Here is a 25481-nt window from a genome sequence, read left to right on the forward strand (position 1 = left end):
TCAATTAAAAGTATAAGTAAGCGTAGCCAGATAATTGCGCGGCGCACCCGGGAATAAACGGATGTAATCATAACCGCCAACCCAGTATTTCTTGCCGGTGACATTATTGGCGTTGAGCTGCAACTGGACCTTACCAACTGTGTAGTAAGCTGCCGCGTTCACCAGCATGTACTCAGGTATGCTCTGCGTCAGGTTGATTGACAGGTTGCGCTTCCCGACGTAATTGGTGCCGGCACCAAAGCCAACGCCCCTGAATGCCCCGGCAGAAATATTGTAACGTGTCCAGATGTTCGCCAAATTACGTGGCGCATTAGGGTTTTGTACGCCTACTTCTTTTGCCACCGGGCTTTCCGAAATGTATGAGCGGTTGTAAGCGTATGAAGCTATTACGCTCCAGTAGGGCGTGATGCGTCCGGTAACATCGAACTCGATTCCTTTGGATATCACGCCACCTACCTGCCTCAGCAAATCCGGCTGGCCGGTTACATTCGCCGGGTAAAGTACATTGTTCTGTTTGATACGATAAACAGCCGTGGTTAAGCCCAAACGGCCATTCAAGAAATCACCTTTAGCACCTATCTCCTGCATATTACTCTCCAGGGGTTTGAAAGGACCACCCGCATTGGGATTGGCCAGCGTGGCCGCATTCTGCGGGTTGTAACCTGTTACGTAAGAACCGTAAATATTCAGGTTGTTGATGATGCTGTAGACCACGCCAACGCGCGGTAACCAGGCATGTGAGTTTGTTTTAACCTCATTCCTGGCAGCGTAATTGCTGAAATCGGTATAATACTCATAACGCAGACCAACCAGCACCTGGAACCTGTTCCAGCGAAGTTGATCTTGTGCATAACCTGCATTGAGATAATAATAAGCGGGCGCTATCGATGCAACCGAGAAAAATGCCTTGCTGTCATCCTGCAGTTGCTGTGATGCGCGGATATTGGTCAGATCAAAGCTCGGTACATTCGGCACAGGGTTCCCATTTTTATCGAGCAGGTAATTTTGTTTATTGGCTGGGTTATAGGTAGCAATGAAACCCGTATTTGCAGCGTTACGGTAACCCGACGCTGTCAGTTGAGATGCACCCACCGGCGTTTTTTCACTGCCGAAATCATATCCTAATACCAATTTATGTTCAATGGGGCCGGTATTTTCTTTGTAATTGAAAAAGCCGGAGAAGTTATCGATATAACGCTTTCTTTTACGGGTAAATATCTGCATGGCGACCATATTGCTGATCTGTTTCCCGTTGGCGTCCGAAGCATAGGCATTGGCACTGCGGTGCTCATAGAGATCTTCATCATAGCCTGTTTTCAGGTATGCGGCGCTGAAGCTCAGTTTATCGGTAAGTTGACGGCTTAAGGAGAAGGACACCATATAGGTATTCTCGTTCTCACGGTCGTTGGGCGTGCTTAAAGCTAAAGATATCGGTGTAGAGTTCAGATCATCACCGATCACTGATTGCCCTCTATCAAGCCTGCTGCGAGACGAATTGTAAACAAGATCGAAGTTGATCCGGGTTTTGCGGTCCGGAAGGAAAGATAACGATGGCGCAACGACGACATTTTTATCAAATTGCAGGTCCCGAAATGAATTGGCATCTTCATAGCCCAGGTTCAGGCGGTAAAGCAAGGTGCTGTCTTTTGTAGCAGGACCTGTAAAATCAGCCAGTGCCCTAAAGGTGTCGAAGCTTCCCAAGGAAATGCCGATTGATTTACGGGTTTCGTCCAGCGGCTTTTTGGTTACCCTGTTGACAACACCACCGGGGCTTGCATTACCATATAACGCGGAAGCCGGGCCTTTCAAAACTTCCAGCCGCTCCAGATAGTTGGTAAGCGGTTGTTTCCAGAAGCCGGTACTGGTGCGCATGCCGTTGAATAGCTGGGTGTTGCTTTGACCGTTCACACGGAAGCCTCGAATGGTCAGGTCATCATAGAAAGTGAACTGGCTGACACCGCTGAAATTTTTAACAACGTCGCCTGTTCGTACTATACCCTGGTCTGCCATCAACTCCTTGCTGACATAAGAAACTGACTGCGGCAGATCTAATATGTCGGTTTGTGTTTTGTTGCCGATAAAAGTTGACTTTGTTTTATAGGTACGCTCTTTCCGCCCGGTGATCTCCACCGTTTGCAGTTGCTGCTTATCTTCATTGAGTATAAAATTCAATTCAAGTATTTGACCGGCTACTATATTGAAGCTTTTAGAAATGGTTTGATAGCCCACACCGGAAATGGTTAGCTGGTGAGAGCCGGATGAGACGTTGTCAAGTTGGTATTCCCCTTTGGCGTTGGTCATCGTTCCGCGGTGACTTGCTTGTAATGAAATGCTGATGAACTCGGCTGGTTTATTATCAGGTGTACTTACGCTGCCTTTGATCATCCCGGCGTTTTGAGCAAAAGATAGCACAGGAATCAACAGGGCAGCTATGAGCAGGATAAAATGTGAATAAAGTGATTTCATTTAGATATGAGTTAAACGCCGTAAACATAATTCTTATTTAGACTAATTACAAATAAAGAATTGATAAATTATTTTCCTGACCTTCAAAGGCTGGAAATCATCGTTGAAGATCCATCAGACGCCCAAAAAAAATACCCATCGTATTACCTGTGTAGATATTCCGGCAGGCTTAACCATATTGTTCTGCGCTTTTTAGCGCAACGAATTGTGTTAATGAATTTTTAATTTAGCAATCTGAGCGAAGAAGATAGCATGGTCAGAGCGTAACGGAATGCCCTGCCCTATTTTTCGGAATGAATTGGTCAACGGTTCCGGAATATCCAAGCAATTAACAGGGCGATGTTAAAAAAGAATATATGCAGGAAAAAAAAGAAAAGATTCTGATGTTTAACAAAACATGGGATATGAAAGACGAAGGGGACTTTACGATTCCGATAGTTGACGGGTTCGAGCTGACAACAGAACAACGGTTTATGGATGAGGCAATAGCTGTTATTTTTCACATGCCGACTTTATCGTTAGCGGATATACAACTGATCAGACATAAAAAAAAAGCGGGACAATTCTGGGTTTTTTGGTCGATGGAATGTGAAGCGCATTATAGCTGGCAGTCTGAGCCCGAGATACTGGGTTTATTCGATATAAAGGCAACCTATAAGTTCGATTCAGATATTGTAGTACCTTACCTATACCCCAATTACCAGGAATTGCTACGGCGTGCGTCGATCCCTAAGACCGGCTTTATAAACGCGTTCATTTCCAGTAGTTTTGACTTAAGTGGCCGGTATAAATATCTAAAGGAGCTCATGAATTATGTAGCCGTAGATTCCTATGGAAAAACGCTGAAAAATAAAACAATACCTCAGGATTCCGGGGAAAATTCGAAACTTGAACTCATCGCAGGCTACAAATTCTCTTTGGCTTTTGAAAATGCCCGCGCACATGATTATGTAACTGAAAAATTATATCAACCGCTCATCGCCGGATCAGTACCTGTTTACCTTGGAGCGTCCAATGTCGAAGATTTTGCACCGGGTGAAAAATGCTTTATTAATGTAGACAAATTTGCTACAGTAAAAGCAGCGGCCGATTACTTATTGGAACTTGCCAACAACGAGGAGGAGTATAACCGATTTCTAAAATGGAAAACGGAGCCTTTCAGGAAGGAATTTAACGACAAGATGGAGGCCGTGAAATTGCACCCGCTCAAAAGATTGTGCAAGGTAATCGAAGATAAGGTTGCGATGACGAAATTTCAATAAATCCGGCATCGTACCCATTGTTCACCATTTCTATTTCTGAGGAATAACAATGAAACTATGCTTGTTGCAAGGGGTTGACTAAAAGATAAAGCGAAAAAAACTGACAGAATTTTATTTCGATCATTTGCCCCGCTTTAAATATTATCGATTATAATTTGTAAAGTTATGGTACAGTATGTCATGTGGCAGTCCGGCTGGCAAATCAGCTTTTTAGTCAGCCCCGATTTTCGATCTCTTTTCCGCTAATTATACCTTCTTTTTGTTGGAAGTAAGGCTTACTGCCCTGGTGCCGGTAATTATTAAAAACAGAGGGCTTATTTTCTGCAACAAAGCATGTCGACCTGCCCGGGTGCGAGGCAAATAACTCTACTAACAACACGGCAAAGCGTCGGGAATTGCTCATTTAAACATCAGAAGCAACCCGCAGTATCAGCTTAGCCGCAAAAAATGCAGCTGAAGATGACGATGTCATCACCATTTTTTCCCATAAAAAAGTCAGCTATGCAGATTAATATGTCAGTTATCTATGCAAAAGTAATGTTCGTGTAAAAAATTTTCGCATAGCCTATCATTCAGCTACATTCATATCGTTGATTTTTTAATGTTTTTGCTTGGAGTGATGCAATGAATTTTAGATGGCATTGCCCACACACAATACTTAAGAAAGCGGATAAGTTGTTACCCGCTGTTGCGATAGCATTTCCGATTTCGACAATATAGTTATTGATGATTTTTTCGAAAAACAAGCCCTTAAAAGTATGAGCGGAATGACGCAAGGATGGAATCTGATTTATACCAAACCTAAACATGAAAAGAAACTAGCTGGCGAGTTGAGCTTAAGAAATATTGAATATTTCTTGCCCTGCGTCAAAGTGGAGAAACAGTGGCGTGATCGAAAGAAAATAATCGATGAGGTATTATTTCCATCCTATATTTTTGTAAGGACTGCTAATAAAAAGGATTTTTTTGAATTGGCAGCAGCTCCGGGGTATTGTGGTTACGTGAAGTTCGGTAAAGTATATGCCTCGGTGTCGCAATTGGTAATCGATCAGATTAAAGTGATTATTTCAAGCCAGCTCAATACGGTAGTGACCAGCGCCTTTTATCAACCGGGACAACGAATCGTAGTTAATGAAGGTCCATTATCTGGTTTATGCGGTGAGGTGGTGAAAAACGCCGGAGAGGCTAAGATTCTTGTCAGGATGGAAATACTGAACAGATGTATTTTAGTCGATATGCCTGCTGCTTACCTGCTATGATAAAATCAAAACTTTTCACTTAGTTCTGAAGATGAGCGCCCGGCTCACAGGGATTGCTACGCCATAATTTTTTTAAACACCTATCAACTCGCAGAGTCAATAAATATGTTCATTATCATTCGATTGCTTAAGTCTAAATCCCGGTGGTTCTTCGCCTTTTTAGCAGTATTAAGCGTTACCAGCACTTTGACCAATTTCGGAATTTTATTTTTGATCAATATAGCATTAACACACAATTATAACAGCCTGATTGGTGATCTCAGCTTTCCGATCTTCCTGGGCCTGATTACGCTTTCTTTTGCAAGCAATGTTTTCTTTCAAAATCAGATGAATATCCTGACTAATGATATCATTTATGACCTGGAATTGTCCATTGTAGAAAAAGTGAGAAATGCTTCATATGATTCTTTTTTAAGAATGGGACGGGAGCGCATTTACGCGGTTATCGGGGATGCGGAAGTTTTGGGCCGGCTTCCCGAAATATTGATTGTGTTTTTAAACACTTCTATTTCTATTGTATGTTCGCTGACCTACCTGATCTGGGTGTCCGGGCTTGGAGGGGTGTCAATACTCACTTTCGTCGCCGTTTTATTTGTTGTGTTCGTATACAGAAATAAAGGTATACTAGCGGACTTAAACAGGGTAAGGGATCAGCAGGATACTTATTATTCATTTTTAAGGGAGCTTATCGATGGCTTTAAGCAAATACGAATATCGGATGCCCGCAACAATATTCTTTTTGAGCAATATATTCTTCCTAACAGAACGGTATCCAAAAACCTCAGGGTTAAAACTTCCAGAAATTATATCATTAATCAGTTGTCCGGGATATTCAGCTGGTATTTTATCCTGGGCCTGATCATATTTGTGCTGCCTTTGATCTTCAAATTTAATCTGACTCAAATGGCAACCTTTGTGACGACCATACTATTTTTAATGGGACCAATATCCGGCCTTATTAATGTCATCCCGTTTTTTACAAGATTGAAAATTTCAGTAGAGCGCATAGAGGAAATTAATGACCTTCTCGCAGTCGATGCAGTAAACCCCGTGAAGCCGGCTGCTGAATTCGTAAATTTCAAATCGATCAGATTTGAGAATATTGTCTACCGTTATGGCCAAAATGGAGCTGAGGGATTTTGTATCAAATTAGACGACCTGACGATAACTTCCAATGAAGCACTCTTTTTGGTTGGGGGAAACGGAAGTGGCAAAACGACATTTATCAACTTTCTAACTGGTCTATGTAAACCGGAAAGTGGGAGTATTTTTCTTAATGAACAGCGAATAAGCTGGGACGATTTCAGGTCTTTTAGCAATCAGATGGCAGTGATATACACGGACCATTATCTGTTTAAAGAGAATTATGATAATCATGATTTTGATAAAAACGAAATCAAAGAATTCAAAGATTTATTCAATGTGCAGGACATTTTCAAAGTGGATGATCATTCGAAAAGTATCAACACGAAGTTGTCAAAGGGGCAGCAGAAAAGGATAGCATTGCTGATGGCGATGCTGGAAGATAAACCCATCATTGTTTTAGATGAATGGGCTGCTGAGCAGGATACGCTTAACCGCAATTTGTTCTACACAAAATGGCTTGCAGAATTAAAAAGGCGGGGTAAAACTGTAATTCTGATTTCACACGACAACGATTGCTTTGGACAAGCGGACAGGCTGGTGAAATTCGAGTTTGGAAAGATTGTAAGTGACGTCTATTCAAACCAATCTGTCTTGATTAACTAAACAGCTATCATGAACAAAATCAAACTATTCTGCCTGCCCTTTGCCGGGGGTAATAAATATTCCTACAGGTCATTTTTGGCTTCGTGCCCTCCCTGGATAGATCCGATTACATTAGAATACCCCGGGAGGGGCGAACGGATCAGGGAAACGTTTTTAACGGACATCAATCAACTGGCGGCCGACGTTTTTGATCAAATAAAAAAAATGGGAACCGGAATGGTTTACGCATTATACGGTCACAGCATGGGGGGGCTGGTCGCTGTTTCGGCCTTGCAGAAAATGGCTCTCGAACGAAATTTAATGCTCCCGAGCCACGCGTTCGTCTCCGGATGTGCCGGACCGGCATCACAGAAAAGGAATAAAAAACGACATCTACTCGAAAAAAAAGAGTTCATACGCGAAATAATAAACCTCCACGGCAGCCCTGCAGAGATTTTACACGATGAGGACCTCCTGGATTTTTATGAACCGATCCTTCGCGCTGATTTTACAGCTTGTGAAACCTACGAACATCTGTGCGCCCCCCCTTTAAATATACCACTTACTGTTATAACCGGAGCTGAAGAAGATATCGAATTGAAGGAAATCGGCCTTTGGCAACTGGAAACAATTCAACCTGTCCGTTTTATACAAATGGATGGCGATCATTTTTTTATCCTGAAAAAACAAGCACAGATATGGCAGGTCATCAGCAAGGAGCTATTAAAAAAAATATAAAATAATTATGAAAGAGAACATGTTATACCTGAAATCAAATGTTGTAATAGAGCCTTTAGTGGATAGATGGTATGCCTGGAGCCATTTGATCTCACCTGCGACGGCAGCCATGAACATCGTTGAAAGGCATATGACGATTATGGAGTCCTTTATCATGGACCCGGATATTCATGCCCAGGCTGTATCGAATCCCAAAATGAAGGGAGGTCCTTTTATGGATATTCCTGAAAAAAGGCGGGAAGATGTTCAAAAGCTATTGGAGAGCACCATGACAAACCAGCAGGATATTATAGCTTTCTGCAAAGCGGTAAAGCAACTCGATAAGTTGTTGAGTACGGAAGCCAAGGGGTTCGGGATGGAAGACTTGTATCCTAAAGTACCGGCAATTCTCCGCGGATATGTGGAATTGTTTTATGATCGGAATAATAATCCCGATTTCAGGTTTTTCGAATCGTTATTATATAAAAGTAAATTTTATAACGAGGCCAGCCAGAGCATCGCGCTTTGGATTACGAATAATGATCACAGGCCTTTTTGTTTGAGCACTCCGCGCCTGGATGAGGCAGATGTTCTTCATTTGAGCATCCCTTTCAATCACCCGGGGATAGATGAATTGGCAAAAATGAAAAATGTCCCTCAAAGTCTCGGCTATATAAGTTCTATTTTGCAAATCAGCGATATTCAACTTCCTTTATTTCAGACTTTTTTCACTGAGGATGCGCCTTTGCCTTATAAGAAGTATGAAGGCGACAAAATCAGAATGCGGTATTTTGGACATGCCTGTGTAATGGTTGAGACCAAGGATGTATGTATCCTGGTAGACCCCCTTATCAGTTACTATGGCTATCAATCTGAGGTTGATCGCTTTACCTTCGAAGATATTCCTGAAGTGATCGATTACGTATTGATTACACACAATCACCAGGATCATATCCTTTTTGAAACGTTGCTCCCGCTGAGGCATAAAATCAGGAATATCATCGTACCACGCCAGGGCAGCGGTAAACTTGAAGATCCGGATTTGAAAATAATGTTCAATAGCCTGGGTTTCAATAATGTAACTGCTATTAATGAAATGGAGAGTATCAGGTTCGATAAGGCGATGATCATGGGGCTGCCATTTATTGGAGAACACAGTGATTTGAATATTCTTACCAAATCCTGTTTCCTGGTAGAGATCAGTGGATTCAGGTTGCTTTTTCTCGCCGATTCGAGAATTGTAGAATCGGCCCTATATCAGCATATTCAACGGGTAATCGGTAATGTCGATGTGATGTTTTTAGGAATGGAATGTGATGGAGCTCCTTTATCCTGGCTTTATGGTCCGTTAATGACTAAGAAACTGCCAAGAGACCAGGACGGCAGCAGAAGACTGGCCGGGTCTGATTGTGAAAAGGGTATAGCGCTGGTTGAAATATTTCAACCGGAGGAGGTCTATGTTTACGCCATGGGACAGGAACCATGGATCGAGTTCATCAGCAGTGTGAAATACACTGACGAATCAAACCCTATCGTTCAATCGGACAAACTGGTAGAATGGTGCAGAACAAAAGGGCTGATCGCCGAAAGGCTTTACGGCGAGAAGGAACTTCTTTACCAGACCGATTTAGTCGGTATCGCCGGGCATGAATAACTGCATTGCCCGTGTGACCGGCAGATAGGTCTACTGCCGGTCACACATCATAACGATTTTTATTCTTTCAATTCGCCCCGGGCACCGTTAATAGCTGATTGACGGATTTTAACCGCTTTTCGTCTGGCGTGCGGGTGATGGTGCCTACTATCGTCACAAGATTCAATTGATGACGTCCTCGTAAACTTTAAACATTTAAATTATGCAAAATACCAGATTTCCGCTGCATCCTTCGCAGCAGGATGTGTTTCTTGATCAATTAGTGAATTTGGATAGCCCCCGGTATAATACAGGAGGCTATCTGAAAATCATCGGTAATTTAAACCTGGAAAAGTTTATAGAGGCAACGTATTCGTGTACTGAAGTGTTTGATGCCCTTCGGATGCGGTTTGATTTTGATCGTGATGAGCTCTCATTTACTGTGGATGACGATCGCGCCCGTATCGAAATCGAGTTAATTGATTTTACTGACCGGGAATTCGCATCCGCTGATGCTTTGTCATGGGCGAAGGAACAGTTTAATATACCCTTTAGTTTCCGGGAAAGCGGCCCGCTGGCCCGGCACGCGGTGCTGATGGTCGCTGAAAATGAATTTTGGTTTTTTTTTAAATATCATCACTTGATTAATGATGGGTTTGGTTTTTCAGTATTGTTCCATTATGTGGCCAAAAAGTATTTGTCGTTGATTGCTGAAGACGGTGCCGGGTTCGAATATCCTTCTTATATAGCCGAAGCTGTAAGGGCGGCCGGATATGCTGCATCTGAAAGCTACAGACAGGAGGGGGAGTTCTGGAAGGAAAAAATTATAAAAAATCCTGAACGGCTTTTTTATAAAGAAAAAGGTAGGTTGGCAGGAGGGAAAAGCCAGGTTTTTATTTACACGTTAAGTGTTGAAGAAAGGAAGTCTCTTGTTGAGTTGGAAGCCCTGACCCAGGCTGGTATACAGCAGCTGACTATTGCGGCACTGATCATCTTTTTTGGGAAGACCCGCAGGCAAATTGACTTTGTATTTGGTACGTCTATTCATAAAAGAACGTCCAGAACACTGCGCAATATGGTAGGTATGTTCACAGGGATACTCCCATTCAAAGGAACTTATCAGGAAGAATTGTCGTTAAATGATTTCATTCGCGAAATCGTATCATCCCAAAGAAAGGATTATCGCCATCAGAATTATTTGATAGGAGACCTTAACCGGTATTTCAAAAACAACGCTTCCGGGGACTACCTTGTGCAGGTCATTGTCAATTATGAGTTATTCAACTTTGAGCTCGATTTTGGGCCTGCTGTTGAGAGCGTTATGCACGACCTGTCAAGTGATTTTGAAACAGACCCCCTGCGTTTCGGCTGGAGGGATTTCGGGAAAAATCAGTCGTTGGAGCTGCATGTCAATTTTCAGGCTGATTATTTTGACCGTTCTGAAATAGAATTATTTGTACAACGCTTGTTTTTTATTTTTGGACAGTTTCGATCGAAGCTGGCACTGCCGGTCAAAGATGTAGCCATTGTCCCTCCTGCGGAGTCGTTAGAATTACTTACGCATGGGTGTGGAAGTTTTTCGGGGGATACTTTTGTACTTCGGGAACATCTTCGGTCGGTAATGGCTGCGGAGTCGTTTAGGCCTGCGGTTCGCTGCGGAGAGCGTGTAATGAGTTATGGTTTATTGGGATCGGTTTGTGAGGCGGTTTCGGTATACCTTCGGGGGGAGTGCGGCCTGGTCAAAGGAGACCGGGTTGTGGTTATGATACCCCGTACGGAATGGGTGCCGGTTGTCTTTTTATCGTTATTGGACAGCGGGCTGGTTTACATTCCGGTAGATATGAACTATCCTGCGGACCGGATCCGGTTTCTACTGGAGGATGTGTCCCCCAGGCTGGTCATCTGCACTGCGGAATCCTCGGAGCTGTTGGCTGTTACGGAAAAGTATCCGGTGTTGTTGTTGACAGCGCTGGAGGAATTTACAAGCAGTTATGCAGGGGGCGGCTTTGAAGGTCCGGATCTGGAAGCTGCTGATACGGCTTATATCATCTATACTTCAGGTTCTACGGGTTTGCCTAAAGGTGTTTTGGTCAGCCACGGGAACCTGGGCCACTTTCTGGGCCATGTATACCGTCAGTATGTCCAGGAGGCCGGCATGGTGATGCCGTTTATCGCCTCTTCATCCTTTGATATATCGGTGTTCCAGCTGCTGTTTCCGCTGTTACGGGGCGGGATAAGTCTGATCGTAGATAAATCAGAACTTCAGGACCTGGAAAAGTTTACCAGCCTTTTAAGATCGGCGACTGTATTAGATACGGTTCCCGGGGTTTATGCGCTGCTGGCCGATTACATCCTGGAGCACGGCTTGTCAGGCTCTTTCGGGCATATAGAACGGTTGTTTATCGGTGGGGACAGTATCCCTGACAGTTTATTACTGAAGTTGTCATCAGTTTTCAGCTCGGCCTGTATTACGGTCACTTATGGGCCGACGGAAGGTACGATATTCTGTACGGACCTGGTTTACACCGCCGGAACGCCTGGGCCTTTAAGCCGAGGGTCAATGATAGGGCACCCGATAAGCGGGAGCCGTATTTATATACTGGGGAACGACCAGGAACTGTTACCGGCAGGCGTGGATGGGGAAATATGTATAGGGGGAGCAGGTGTTACGCAAGGCTATTTTCAGCGGCCAGAGCAGACCCTGTCCCGGTTCGTTGAACATAAGGAGTACGGGTTATTGTACCGTACCGGAGATATTGGGCGATGGAGCCCGGAATGGGTGCTGGAATTTCGTGGCCGGAATGATGGGCAGGTTAAGATCCGGGGTCACCGGATAGAACTGGGAGAGATAGAGAATAAACTGCAGGAGAGCGGCCTGTGCAGACAGTCGGTCGTTTTATCCAGGGCCGACGCCCATGGGAATAAAATGCTGGTTGGGTATGTTGTACCTGATGGGCCGTTTGATCGTGACGGGCTGATGACTTACCTGGAACGGAAGCTTCCGGAGTATATGATCCCTTCGCTGCTTATCGCGCTGAAGGATATGCCTTTGACCCCGAACGGCAAGATAGACAGGAAATCACTTCCGGATGTGGACGCTTTATTGGGGGAGAATGCCTATATGGCGCCCCGTACAGAGGCGGAGGCCGCCCTGGCTGTGATATGGGAGGATTTGTTGCGCGTAGAGCGGGTAGGGGTCAATGATAACTTTTTTGAGCTGGGAGGGGACTCCATCATAACTATACAGGTAGTAAGCCGGGCGAAACGTTCAGGCTATAATATACAGATCAAAGATATATTCAGGCACCAGACCATCGCCCGGCTTGTGGCAGCGCTGAATCATCAGGAACAGGGGGAGTCCTGCCGTGGAGAACAGGGATTATTAAGCGGGCGTAGCGGGCTTCTTCCGGTACAGCAAATGTATTTGGAACATGCGGAGCAGGATAGTCCGTACTTTAATCAAAGCCTGTTGTTGGGAATAGATAAAAAGATCAGCGCCCCGGTGATCAGGGAAGCAGTGAGCGCACTGGTTCGGCACCATGATGCTTTACGTTTTGTTTATAGTAAGGAAGGGGCAGAGTGGCAACAATCCTACGGTCCGGAAGCCGTTGGGACAGTAGTTACAGAGCAGATCAGTGCCACACTGCCGGAGCTTTTCGGGGTGATCGTCAGTGATGTCTGCAAAGGTTATCAGCAAAGCCTTTCTATGGGCGGAGGGGAACTTATCCGGGTGGTTTTACTGGAAACGGATAAACGGGTGGCGCAGAACCGTTTGCTGATCGTGATCCATCACCTGGCCGTAGATGGGGTATCCTGGCGTATCCTCTTATCTGACCTGGAGCAATTGCTTTCAGGCATAATGAGGAATGAATACGCTGACCTTGGCCTGAAAAGCAGTTCAGTACGGCAATGGTACGCGGGCCTGCAACATTATGGGAGCAGCGCGAGGTTAAAGCGTCAAAAAGGCTATTGGGAGAATATAACCGGGCAGTATCGTCCATTGATGACGGATACCTCCTACCAGGGCAGGGTAACGACCGGAGATACGGCGGCCATCCGGGTCAGCTTATCGGCCGGGGATACCCGGTCTTTACTTCAGGAGGCGCCCCGGGCCTATCATACGGAGGTGAACGACCTGTTGTTATGCGCCCTTGTGAAAACGTTTTGTGACTGGAACAAGAGCGATCAGCTGCATATCGGGCTGGAAGGCCATGGCCGGGAGGATGATATCCTGGCGGGTGTGGAAAGCAGCCGCACCGTAGGGTGGCTGACTAACCTGTATCCGGTTTTGCTGCAACTGAACGGGGCCCAGTCAGTGGGTTCCTGTATAAAGGAGATAAAAGAACAACTCCGCCGGGTGCCGGATAAAGGTATGGGCTATGGGGTATTGAAATATATCAATAAAGAGCCGGGGCTCGGGGAATCCACGCCGTGGAATGTGGTGTTTAATTACCTTGGGCAACTCGATACGCTGCTGGAAGGAGATGGTACCTGGCTGAGCCGGGTGGACGAGTCTCCTGGCAGGAGCATAAGTGCGGCGCACGAGGTGGACGAGAAGTTCGTCATCAACAGCATGATCCGGAATGGTGCGTTGGAAATAAGCTGGGGTTACAGTACCCTTCATTATACGTCTTCCACCGCCACAGAACTGGCTTCAGCCTATGTTCAAAACCTGGAGTTGCTGATCATGCATTGCAGGTCACAGGCTGTTTCGGTCCCTACGCCATCGGACTATGGTCTTGGTCAGGAGATCAGTTATAAAGAATTGGATGCTTTCCTGGACTTACCCCAAAGCAAGGGAATCGGCAGCATATACCGTTTAAGCGGCTTACAGGAAGGCATGCTTTTCCATAGTTTGTATGACCAGCAGGCCGGAGGTTATGTAGAGCAGTTTGTATGTGACCTGTATGATACCGATGTAGCTATTTTCCACAAGAGCTGGAATATACTGCTTTCCCGTCACAGTGCCCTGCGCAGCACCTTTCATCCGGATACGTTCAGCATTCCGGTACAGTGCGTTCACTTGTCGGTAACGCTGCCGCTCGAAGTCCTGGACTACCGTCACCTGAGTGAAGGGGCGTGTTTACAGGCGATAGAAGAATACGAATCAGCAGATTTGTTAAAGGGGATTGACCTGGGTTCTGCGCCGGTGATGCGGATCAGCTTGTTCCGTATGGACGAAAGCCGTTACCGGATGCTTTGGACCCATCATCATCTGCTGACTGACGGGTGGTCGCTTCCGGTACTGATGGGAGAATTACTGAATACTTATGAGCAGCTCCATGCAGGTGAGGAACCGCCCATCCTTGAGGGAGATAATTATGAAGACTATATCCGCTATATAGAACATCGTGACAAATATGAAGAAGAATCCTACTGGCGGGGTTACCTGAGCGGTTTGGAAGAAAGCAGTCTGCTGCCGTTTATAGGTACGACCGCAGACCGGAATAAAGGGATTGGCAGCTATGCGGAAGAGACGCTGGTTGTGGAAGCGGCATTAAGGGAAGAAATAGCAGGCTATGCACAGCAGCACCGTCTAACGTTAAATACGGTAATGCAGGGTGTCTGGTCGTACCTGTTGTACCGTTATACCGGTAATGCCCATATCACGTACGGAGTAACAGTTTCAGGGCGTCCGGATGACCTTGCGGATATAGAGCAGCGTGTGGGCATGTATATCAATACCCTTCCGCTGCATGCGTTCATTGATGAAGATGAGGGTATATCGGGCTGGCTTGAGGCTATCCAGCAGGGCCAGCTGCAAAGCAGGGAATACCAGTACACCTCACTGAGCGATATCCAGCGGTGGATCGGGCTACCGGGCGACCTTTTTGACAGCTTACTGGTATTTGAGAATTACCCGGTAGATAAGGTATTGTCAGACAAGACATGGTCTTTGCGGATGGAAAAGATCAGTGCACCGGAGAAAACGAATTACCCATTGTGCATTACGGTAAACAGCTCCTCGGAGATCAGCATATCGTTCAGCTATAACACAACATTACTGGGTTCAGAGGAAATCCGCCGGATAAAAGGGCACTTTGCGCATATACTAATGCAGCTGCCGTCCCCGGATAAGGTCAAGCTCGGCGATCTTCAGCTGCTGACGCCGGAAGAGGAAACCGCGCTGGCGGCGTTCAATGATACGGACCATGACTACCCGTCCGACAAGACGATCGTGGACCTTTTCGATGAACAGGTAAAGCTCCACCCCGAAGCTATCGCCGTCCGGTTCGGCGACCACAGCCTGTCCTATCATGAACTACATACCAAAGCTAATCACATTGCCAGTTGTTTGCAAAATGATTACCAAGTACAATCGAAAGATTTGGTTGGACTGGTTATTCACAGATCTGAAATGATACTTGCCGGTATATTCGGCATACTAAAAGCTGGCGCGGCCTATGTGCCGATCGACCCGGGACTGCCCCGCGAAAGAATTGCTTACATGCTAAATGATACCGGAATAAAGGTACTTATACTACAGCCGGAAGACGCTGATTTCCCCGGACGGTTTGGCTTCGAAGGGGCTGTTTTGGATATGGAGCTTTTCAATCAGAAGGGATATTTGCCTTCGCCCTCGTTGACTGCCGTTTCCCCAATAGGGATTGATGACCCGGCTTATGTTATTTATACTTCGGGCTCTACGGGCAGGCCCAAAGGGGTGGTGATTCCTCACCAAGGTGTAGTTAACTTAAGTCACTGGCAAGCAGCTCAGTTTGATGTCAAACCGGGTAAAAATATTTTGCAGTTTTTTTCTTACAGTTTTGACGGGGCGGTTGGCGAAACCTTCATGGCCCTATTGAATGGGGCAACCCTTAAAATGTTTAATACGGAAAAATTAGACCCGGATTACCTGACGGATTTTATAAACAGGGAGGATATTTCTGTCGGCGTATTTGTACCTACCCTGCTGAAACAGATAGACCCTGAAAACCTTTCCTTGATAAAGGATAAATGGATAGTTTCTGTCGGCGAAGAGTGCCCGGTGGATTTAGCTGATAAATGGTCATCATTATGCCGGTTCGTGAACGCTTACGGGCCAACGGAATACACGGTCTACTCTCATCTTTATGAAATGCAAAGCCATAATGTGGTGCCGGTAAATCAAGTCCCGATCGGGAAACCCATATTTAATTCAAAATCATATATTCTTGATCACCGTCTACGCCAGGTCCCGGTAGGGGTACCCGGAGAAATTTATATATCGGGTATGGGCATGGCCAAAGGCTATCTTCGGAATAACCTGATGTCATTGAGCCATTTTTTACCCAATCCATTTACCTTATCCGCTAAATGCACTTTTGGAGAGTTCTCGGAACCTGCCAGTGTCAGAAGTGATATTGAACGATTTAAAGAAAGAAAACGTCATAGCGGCTTTGCCGAAAAAATCTTTAAGGTCGATCATTTTTCTGACGATGACCTGTCTGCTTTTATAAGTAAACTGGATGCCGACCTGATCTTTTTAAGCCAAAAATACCTGAATAACCTGGAATCCGACCGGGAGAAATATAAAAGTTTTAAACGTTATATGCTGGAAGGCGTTCATGATACCTACGCATCGTGCGGGATTAACGAGGAGGTATTAAGAACCTTATTGCCTTTTGAAAATTACAACCGGTTAAAGGGGGTAGACCTGGGTTTCGGCAATGGAGAGGTAATGGAAATTCTGGGAATGATGGGAACGGATACCATCGGTATCGAACTGAGCCCGTTCTCTGTTCAAAGGGCAAGAGATGCCGGATTTGCTGCGTATATGGGCGAAGTCGACCTGGATCCGGCCGACTTTTGTGACCAATACGGCATTAATGCCGGATCTATGGACTTCGCGATTTCCAATTTGGTTTTGGACAGGGTTTCTAACCCACTGAATTACATCAGAAATCTGGTCAATGTTCTGAAGACAGGTGGCCGTTTTGCTTTGCAAACCTTATTGCCGGTAGTCCCTGTGGATGACGGGGAAACTGATAAAAAAATTATTTATACCAGCCCGGAGAACAGGGTAACGCTCGGTAATGATGCGCAGGAAGACACGTGGAAGATTGTTCAATTACTCTGTGAAGTGGGCGGATTGGAGCTGAAGATATTCCAGGTGCCCTTTGTTGTTTCCAGCAGGGATGGTATGCAGGAATATAAAATGTGGAGTTTTAGCGGACTGAAAGGTGCAGTACCCGATGTAAAGCATCAAATGCTGGGATGTTTTTACAAAACAGGAGATTACGGCTTTTATGATAAGGAGGGCCGGATTTACTTCAAAGGCCGCTTGGATGATCAGGTAAAGATTAGGGGTTTCCGGATTGAGCTTGGTGAAATTGAAGAGGCGATCAGACGACATGGCTACATCCAGGATGTAGTAGTGGTAGCATTTGGCAAGGTCCCGGGCGGGAAAACTTTAATAGCCTACGTTGTTGCCGTTGGTGGTTTTGACAAGGAGTCGCTGATGCTTTACCTGCGGGGGAAATTACCGGAGTATATGGTTCCGGCGGCTATTGTGGAACTGGACCGGATGCCTTTGACTTCAAGCGGGAAGATCGATAAACGGTCTCTCCCGGATCCTGACCTGGGCAGCTTGTCGGGAGGGGATTATGTGGCCCCGCGCACGGGGCTGGAGCAAACGCTGGCGGAGATCTGGCAGGACTTGCTGGGCGTCGAGCGTATCGGTATCCATGATGATTTTTTTGAGCTCGGCGGCCATTCTTTACTGGCCACCCGGATTGTATCGGCAATCCGTAAGAAGATAGAGGTCGAGTTTGCGGTCAGGACTTTTTTTCAATTGCCAACCATCGGACTTATGGCGCAATATATCAGTGTTCAGCAACATAATTTGATACTGGAAGCCGATGATTACCAGGTAATAAAATTATAAATCACATTTTCTGCTTTTAACCTAATTATAATGGCCGATTTTAACATGAACGATATAACCAGATTATTGCAAAAGGCCAATGAACTGGGTTTCAAGATTTCCTTTCAGGATAACGAGCTGATGATCCGCTTGCATAAACATATGGAAGCGGATGAGTCTTTTTTGACGGAATTAAGGTGTCAGAAAGAAAATCTCATAGAATATTTTAAAAAGTACCAGATTCAGATGGGTGACGCTGTCCAGGTGAACGGGTACCGTCCCGCGATAACCGCCGGAGACCGGAATGGCAGGGTCCCTCTATCTTTTAGCCAGGAGCGGCTGTGGTTTATCGACCGCCTTGGGGGAAGTGTGCAGTATCATGCATCCGGCGCTATTCGCCTGCGGGGCGAGGTAACGGCGGTCGGGCTGGAACATGCGCTGGGTTCGATAGTTGACCGCCACGAGGTGCTGCGTACGGTGTTGTACGAGGAGGATGGCCGTGCCTACCAGCGTGTCCTGCCTCCGGGCGGCTGGCGGCTGCGGTCTGGTAACTGGGAGGGCGTTGATGATTTGCAATCCGGGATAATGGCGCTTGTGCAGGCGCCTTTTGAGTTGTCTTCGGATCATATGCTTCGGGCAGACCTGCTACGGATCGGGGATAATGAGCACCTGCTGGTGATAACGATGCATCATATTGCATCGGATGCCTGGTCGTTACCGCTGATCATCCGGGAGCTTACGGAGCTTTATGCGGCATACGTGGAAGGGCGGCAGCACAGCCTATTGCCGCTGAAGCTGCAGTATGCGGATTATTCGCTGTGGCAGCGTGAGTATTTGCAGGGTGAAGTGCTGGCAGGTAAACTGAACTACTGGCGGGATCGTTTATCAGGGGTGAGCCGCCTGAACCTTCCGTTGGATTACGTTCGTCCCTTATCAGCGGGGATCTCGGGGGGCGAGGTGGGGACTTTATTGGACAGTGGTATTTATAATCAGTTGCTGGCATATTGCCGGCGGGAAGGTGTGACCTTATATATGGCACTGCTGGGTGTGTTTAATGTATTGCTTCACCGTTACAGCGGGCAGCAGGATATCTGTATCGGCAGTTCTATTGCGGGGCGTCAGTATCAGGAGATCGAGGATCTGGTCGGCTTTTTTGTCAATACACTGGCGCTGCGGAACCATGTTGATCCGTCAAAGCACTTTCGGGAGTTGCTGCAGCAGGTCAAACAAACCACGCTGGATGCTTACGAGCACCAGGACGTACCGTTTGAAAAGGTGGTGGAGGCAGTCGGCGGCGAACGGGACCCCGGGCGCAACCCGATCTTCCAGGTCATGCTGGTACTGGAAAATGTGCCGGATGCGGAGAAGCTGCAACTGGGAGATCTGCAGCTATCAGAAGAACCTACGGGTTTGATCAGTTCGAAGTTTGATATTACACTGAGCATATCAGAATCAAGCCGGGGACTTCGTCTTAATATTACTTACCGTACAGACTTATACCGGGCGGAAACAATCCGCAGGATGCTGGGGCATTATGAACAGCTGATAACGGGTATATTGTCAGATGGAGACTGCACGATAGGGGACCTGGATATGCTTGGCGAAAGTGAGCGTTACGAGTTGCTGGAGTCGTTCAATGCTACGGGTGTAAGGTATGCTGAAGAACAGGAGACGGTAATAGAACATTTCCGGACGCAGGCTTTGCGGAGTCCAGATGCGTTAGCAGTGGTATTCGGGGAAGAGCGCATGAGCTACCGGGAACTGGATGAGCGCTCGACACGGCTTGGTCATTACTTACAGGAGCAGGGTGTCGGCCGTGAGAGCCTTGTTCCGATCTGTGTAGACCGTGGTTTATGGATGATCACGGGTATTTTGGGTATCCTGAAGGCAGGAGGTGCTTATGTTCCGGTAGACCCTTCTTATCCGTCGGACCGGATCAGTTATATGCTTTCGGATACTGGAGGTGCTTTATTGCTGAGCGAACGGGGTGTATTAGGGTCAGGGGTGGTTGATGGGGTTTCCGGTGTGCGGTTTATAGCGCTGGATGAGCTTGAAGAGGAACTGCGGGGTTATCCGCTGAGCCTTCCGCCGGGGCAGGCCCGTGGCGGTGACCTTTGTTATGTGATCTACACTTCGGGCTCGACAGGCCGCCCCAAAGGGGTAATGATCGAACACCACAGCCTGCTGGATTATGTATGCGGGCTTTGGGAAAGAGCCCCTTTAAGCAAGAACAGCGGCTCTTATGCATTGGTGTCGACGATCGCGGCGGATCTTGGGAACACGGTATTATACAGTTCTTTATTGTCCGGAGGGACATTGCACCTGTTTACAGGCCCGCAGGTCAATGATGCGGAAGGTCTCTGCACATACTTTGAATCCCGGCAGATTGATTGCCTGAAAATAGTGCCGTCTCACTGGAAAGCCCTATGTGCCCCGGGCCGGTTGCTGTTACCTTCCAAGTTACTTATTTTCGGGGGAGAGCCCCTGCCGGTAAGTCTGTGTGAACAGTTGGCGGCCTCCGGCGCGCCCTGCAGGATTATCAATCATTACGGACCAACTGAAACTACTATAGGTAAACTGCTTCATATGGTGGACCGTGACGCCGGTTATCCCACGGGCACCATTCCCATCGGGAAGCCGATCGGGAACACGCGGGTGTATATACTGGACGGTCGGGGAGGTTTATGCGGCATCGGTATACCCGGGGAGCTGTACATTTCGGGGTCGGGTCTTGCGCGTGGTTACCTGAACCGTCCAGACCTGACCGGAGAGCGTTTTTTAGCGGACCCTTACGGCGGTGCGGGGAGCCGGATGTACCGTACGGGGGATGTGGGCCGGTGGCTTGCTGACGGAAACATAGAATATATAGGTCGTTCGGATGACCAGGTCAAGATCCGAGGTTACCGTATCGAGCCTGGTGAGATCGAGAGTGTGCTGCAGCAGAGCGAGCAGGTTAGCCAGGGAGTAGTGAGCTGTCATACGGACGCACAGGGTAATAAGCGTCTTGTCGGGTATGTTGTAGCGGGAGCGGGTTATGACCGTGATGGGGTAATGGATTACCTTCGATCCCGTCTTCCGGAGTACATGGTTCCGGTCCAGCTGATCGTTTTGGAGAGTCTTCCGCTGACGGCGAACGGAAAGATCGACCGCCGTCAGCTTCCGGACCCGGAGGAGTCCAGGGGCGGGGGTTATGTTGCGGCCACGACGGGCCTGGAGTTTTCCCTGGTATCGATCTGGGAGGGCCTGCTGGATACGGAAGGGATCGGGGTGACGGACAACTTTTTTGAGCTTGGGGGGCATTCGCTGCTGGCCATCCGGGTGGTCTCTGCGATCCGCAGGGAGCTCGGGGCCGCTATTTCGATCGGGGATGTTTTTGATTACCCGACGATATGCGGGCTTGCCTCGCGCCTGTCTTCAGCGGCAAAGTCATCGTTACCGTTGATCAAAGTAGGAGAGCGTCCGTTGCTGATCCCGTTATCCTACGGTCAGGAGCGTTTATGGTTCATAGACCAGCTGGAGGGCGGTAGCCTTCAATATAATATACCATCGGTACTGTATCTTGAAGGGGGGATAGATATAAGAGGACTTTCGCATGCGCTGGGTTCGATAGTATCTCGCCACGAGGTATTGAGGACGGTTATAGAGTTGCATGAAGGTATTGCTTACCAGCGGGTACTGCCCGCGGGCGATTGGGAGCTTCGGGTAACGGATGATGCGTTATTGCGGTCAGAGGGGGAAGCGCTACAGTCGTATATAGACAGGCAGGCAGGTGAAGGTTTTGATCTTTCGCGGGACTATAAGCTTCGAGCAGAGTTGATCCTGACGGGATCGTCTTCGTCAGTGCTGTTGTTATGCCTGCACCATATCGCATCTGACGGCTGGTCGGTACCGATCCTGGTACGCGAACTGACGTCATTATATAACAGCTATGTAAACGGTACGGAGAAGGAGTTACCTTCCCTGCCGGTACAGTATGCTGATTATTCGCTGTGGCAGCGGGGTTACCTTTCGGGGAATGTGCTGAACAGCAAACTGAGTTACTGGGAGGAAAAGTTATCGGGGTTGTCTACGCTGGAACTACCGTCGGACTACCGGCGTCCTGCGGTTCAGAGCACCCGTGGTTCTGTATATCACTTCCGGATAGAATCGGAATTGACGGGGGCGCTTCATCGGCTGAGCCAAAGTCATGGTGTTACGTTATTCATGACGCTGCTGTCTGCGTTTAAGGTATTATTATACCGTTATAGCGGTCAGGAAGATATCTGTGTCGGGAGTGCGATCGCCAACCGCGGGCAGCACGAGGTAGAAGGTCTGATCGGCTTTTTCATCAATACGCTGGCGCTGCGGAGCGACCTGAGGGGTAACCCGTCCTTTGAGGAGGTACTGGCCCAGGTCAGGGATACGACGCTGGGCGCTTATGAGCACCAGGATGTGCCGTTTGAAAAGGTGGTTGAGCGTGTGGTGAAGGACCGTGATATGAGCCGCAGTCCTTTGTTCCAGGTGATGTTCGACCTGCAGAATAATGAGCGTGATACGACCTCGTCGCTTACAGGAATCACAATCCGTCAGGACCGGCGGGTCCATAATACGTCGAAGTTTGACATCAGTTTTTCGCTGGCAGAGTCGTCTGGGGTGCTGGAAGCGGGTGTAGAATATTGTACAGATCTTTATGATGGTTCAACGATAGCGCGCATGTGCGCGCATTATGTGGCGCTGCTGGATGCAGTGGTGCAGTCGCCGGGTGACCGGATAGGGGACCTGGATATGCTTGGCGAAAGTGAGCGTTACGAGTTGCTGGAGTCGTTCAATGCTACGGGTGTAAGGTATGCTGAAGAACAGGAGACGGTAATAGAACATTTCCGGACGCAGGCTTTGCGGAGTCCAGATGCGTTAGCAGTGGTATTCGGGGAAGAGCGCATGAGCTACCGGGAACTGGATGAGCGCTCGACACGGCTTGGTCATTACTTACAGGAGCAGGGTGTCGGCCGTGAGAGCCTTGTTCCGATCTGTGTAGACCGTGGTTTATGGATGATCACGGGTATTTTGGGTATCCTGAAGGCAGGAGGTGCTTATGTTCCGGTAGACCCTTCTTATCCGTCGGACCGGATCAGTTATATGCTTTCGGATACTGGAGGTGCTTTATTGCTGAGCGAACGGGGTGTATTAGGGTCAGGGGTGGTTGATGGGGTTTCCGGTGTGCGGTTTATAGCGCTGGATGAGCTTGAAGAGGAGCTGCGGGGTTATCCGCTGAGCCTTCCGCCGGGGCAGGCCCGTGGCGGTGACCTTTGTTATGTGATCTACACTTCGGGCTCGACAGGCCGCCCCAAAGGGGTAATGATCGAACACCACAGCCTGCTTAACTACCTGTTATGGAGCAGGGTGCATTATCTGGGAGCCCTTCCGTCTGACAGGGGGAGCTTTATACACCTGTCCTATACATTTGACGCGTCGCTAACGGCGATGTTCATGCCTTTATTAGCAGGCAGGTCAGTTGTTATCGGCACAAATAAATCTACAGCTGTATTTGAAGACAAGTCCTTTCTGTCAAATGCGGATTATGACTTTATAAAGTTAACGCCCGGCCACCTGGGCCTGCTGGAAATGGCGATGCAGGGGGAAAAACCATTAACCGGAAAACTGGTAGTTGGGGGAGAAGCCCTTCATTGGGGCCAGCTTCAATACTTATATGACCAGGGTATCCAGATGGAAGTGATCAATGAATACGGGCCGACCGAAGCCACCGTTGGCTGTATAGCCTATACGATTAAAACGGATGAGGGCCCGGCTGAAACAGGCCGTGTGATTCCCATCGGGAAGCCGATCGGGAACACGCGGGTGTATATACTGGACGGTCGGGGAGGTTTATGCGGCATCGGTATACCCGGGGAGCTGTACATTTCGGGGTCGGGTCTTGCGCGTGGTTACCTGAACCGTCCAGACCTGACCGGAGAGCGTTTTTTAGCGGACCCTTACGGCGGTGCGGGGAGCCGGATGTACCGTACGGGGGATGTGGGCCGGTGGCTTGCTGACGGAAACATAGAATATATAGGTCGTTCGGATGACCAGGTCAAGATCCGAGGTTACCGTATCGAGCCTGGTGAGATCGAGAGTGTGCTGCAGCAGAGCGAGCAGGTTAGCCAGGGAGTAGTGAGCTGTCATACGGACGCACAGGGTAATAAGCGTCTTGTCGGGTATGTTGTAGCGGGAGCGGGTTATGACCGTGATGGGGTAATGGATTACCTTCGATCCCGTCTTCCGGAGTACATGGTTCCGGTCCAGCTGATCGTTTTGGAGAGTCTTCCGCTGACGGCGAACGGAAAGATCGACCGCCGTCAGCTTCCGGACCCGGAGGAGTCCAGGGGCGGGGGTTATGTTGCGGCCACGACGGGCCTGGAGTTTTCCCTGGTATCGATCTGGGAGGGCCTGCTGGATACGGAAGGGATCGGGGTGACGGACAACTTTTTTGAGCTTGGGGGGCATTCGCTGCTGGCCATCCGGGTGGTCTCTGCGATCCGCAGGGAGCTCGGGGTGGAACTCCCGCTCAATGTGTTATTTCAACATCCGGATATCCAGACACTGGCCAAACTTATCACTATTCTTTCCGATAATCTCCCTGCCTCTGCGATTTTTAATGAAGAAATTCATATTTAGGGCGCTTAAAGCCGTCTTACGGTTCGTTTTCATAACAAATCCAGTACAACTTTTTGATCAAGTAACAATTCCCCGCGATAACCATACACCCAAATTAAAATATGATGTCTGAAAAATATCCTTTGATTTCTTGCATATGTGTAACATACAGGAAACCGGAATCCCTGAAAAATGCAATCGCTTGCTTTGAAGCTCAAACCTATCCCCATAAAGAATTAATCATCCTGTTTGAAGATCACGACCAGGAAACCGTGGCTTTCCTGACCAATGACCTTACCCGGACTGAAAATATCCGAACAATCGGCGTTGCCGGAAGCCCAAAAAAGACATTAGGAGAACTCCGCAATATTGCTTTGCAATGTGCAAACGGAGTATTTGTTTGCCAATGGGACGATGATGACTGGTTTCATACGGAAAGGATTGATTATCAATATAATATTATTGCAGAAAACGGGGTTAACGGATGTATCCTGACCCGCTGGATCATATTTGACCAGTGCGGAGAACGTGTTTTCATCTCCAACCAAAGACTATGGGAAGGTAGCCTGATGTGTAAACGAGATGTTTTAATGGCCAAAAAATATGAAAATAAGGCAAAAGGAGAGGATACCGATGTGGTGAATTATCTATATGACAACGGCCATTTGATCGGCATAAATGACCGTCCGGAACTTTATGTATATATCTATCACGGGAAAAATACCTGGGATATAACGCATTTCACCAAGATTTTCAATGCCAGCAGTGAATTACCGGGAGCAGCCGTATTATTAGCTGACATCGTTTTAAATAAATATGCTCCGGGAAAAACCATCACGATTTTTAATGAATGGATGTATAGCGAGACCCGGCTTGTTTTTTAAATTACGTTGTTAATCTATTCAAAAGCTAATTTGGTGTAATATATTTTAAAAGGCGGC

9 protein-coding genes are annotated in these 25481 nt (G+C 47.5%); 8 read left to right on the forward strand and 1 reads right to left on the reverse strand.

Annotated features, from left to right (window positions below):
* Positions 1–2466, reverse strand: a complete 2466-nt coding sequence (locus J3L18_RS02945; RefSeq protein WP_129570586.1) for a TonB-dependent receptor — start codon at positions 2464–2466, stop codon at positions 1–3.
* A 356-nt stretch (positions 2467–2822) separates the two neighbouring features.
* Between J3L18_RS02945 and J3L18_RS02950 the strand changes: the two genes are divergently transcribed.
* The 8 genes from J3L18_RS02950 to J3L18_RS02985 all read left to right on the forward strand — a co-directional run bounded on the left by J3L18_RS02950 (position 2823) and on the right by J3L18_RS02985 (position 25424).
* On the forward strand, positions 2823–3728 hold the full coding sequence (locus tag J3L18_RS02950; RefSeq protein WP_129570585.1) for a glycosyltransferase family 10 domain-containing protein: 906 nt from the start codon (positions 2823–2825) through the stop codon (positions 3726–3728).
* Positions 3729–4486: 758 nt separating this feature from the next.
* On the forward strand, positions 4487–4987 hold the full coding sequence (gene nusG / locus J3L18_RS02955) for a transcription termination/antitermination protein NusG (protein ID WP_129570584.1): 501 nt from the start codon (positions 4487–4489) through the stop codon (positions 4985–4987).
* A gap of 105 nt (positions 4988–5092) precedes the next feature.
* Entirely contained in the window at positions 5093–6736 is a 1644-nt protein-coding gene (locus J3L18_RS02960; protein ID WP_129570583.1) for an ATP-binding cassette domain-containing protein, read from the forward strand.
* A 9-nt stretch (positions 6737–6745) separates the two neighbouring features.
* Complete coding sequence (locus J3L18_RS02965) at positions 6746–7453, forward strand: thioesterase II family protein (protein WP_129570582.1); 708 nt, start codon at positions 6746–6748, stop codon at positions 7451–7453.
* Positions 7454–7460: 7 nt separating this feature from the next.
* On the forward strand, positions 7461–9086 hold the full coding sequence (locus J3L18_RS02970; protein WP_129570581.1) for an MBL fold metallo-hydrolase: 1626 nt from the start codon (positions 7461–7463) through the stop codon (positions 9084–9086).
* A gap of 202 nt (positions 9087–9288) precedes the next feature.
* The gene (locus tag J3L18_RS02975) at positions 9289–17931 is read left to right on the forward strand and encodes a non-ribosomal peptide synthetase (RefSeq protein ID WP_129570580.1); all 8643 of its coding nucleotides are present in this window, start codon (positions 9289–9291) and stop codon (positions 17929–17931) included.
* A gap of 30 nt (positions 17932–17961) precedes the next feature.
* Complete coding sequence (locus J3L18_RS02980) at positions 17962–24561, forward strand: non-ribosomal peptide synthetase (RefSeq protein ID WP_208102513.1); 6600 nt, start codon at positions 17962–17964, stop codon at positions 24559–24561.
* A 101-nt stretch (positions 24562–24662) separates the two neighbouring features.
* Complete coding sequence (locus tag J3L18_RS02985) at positions 24663–25424, forward strand: glycosyltransferase family 2 protein (RefSeq protein ID WP_129568937.1); 762 nt, start codon at positions 24663–24665, stop codon at positions 25422–25424.
* The last annotated feature ends 57 nt before the right edge of the window (positions 25425–25481 follow it).

The sequence above is a fragment of the Mucilaginibacter gossypii genome (genome assembly GCF_017569325.2).
GTDB classification, from domain to species: Bacteria; Bacteroidota; Bacteroidia; order Sphingobacteriales; family Sphingobacteriaceae; genus Mucilaginibacter; species Mucilaginibacter gossypii.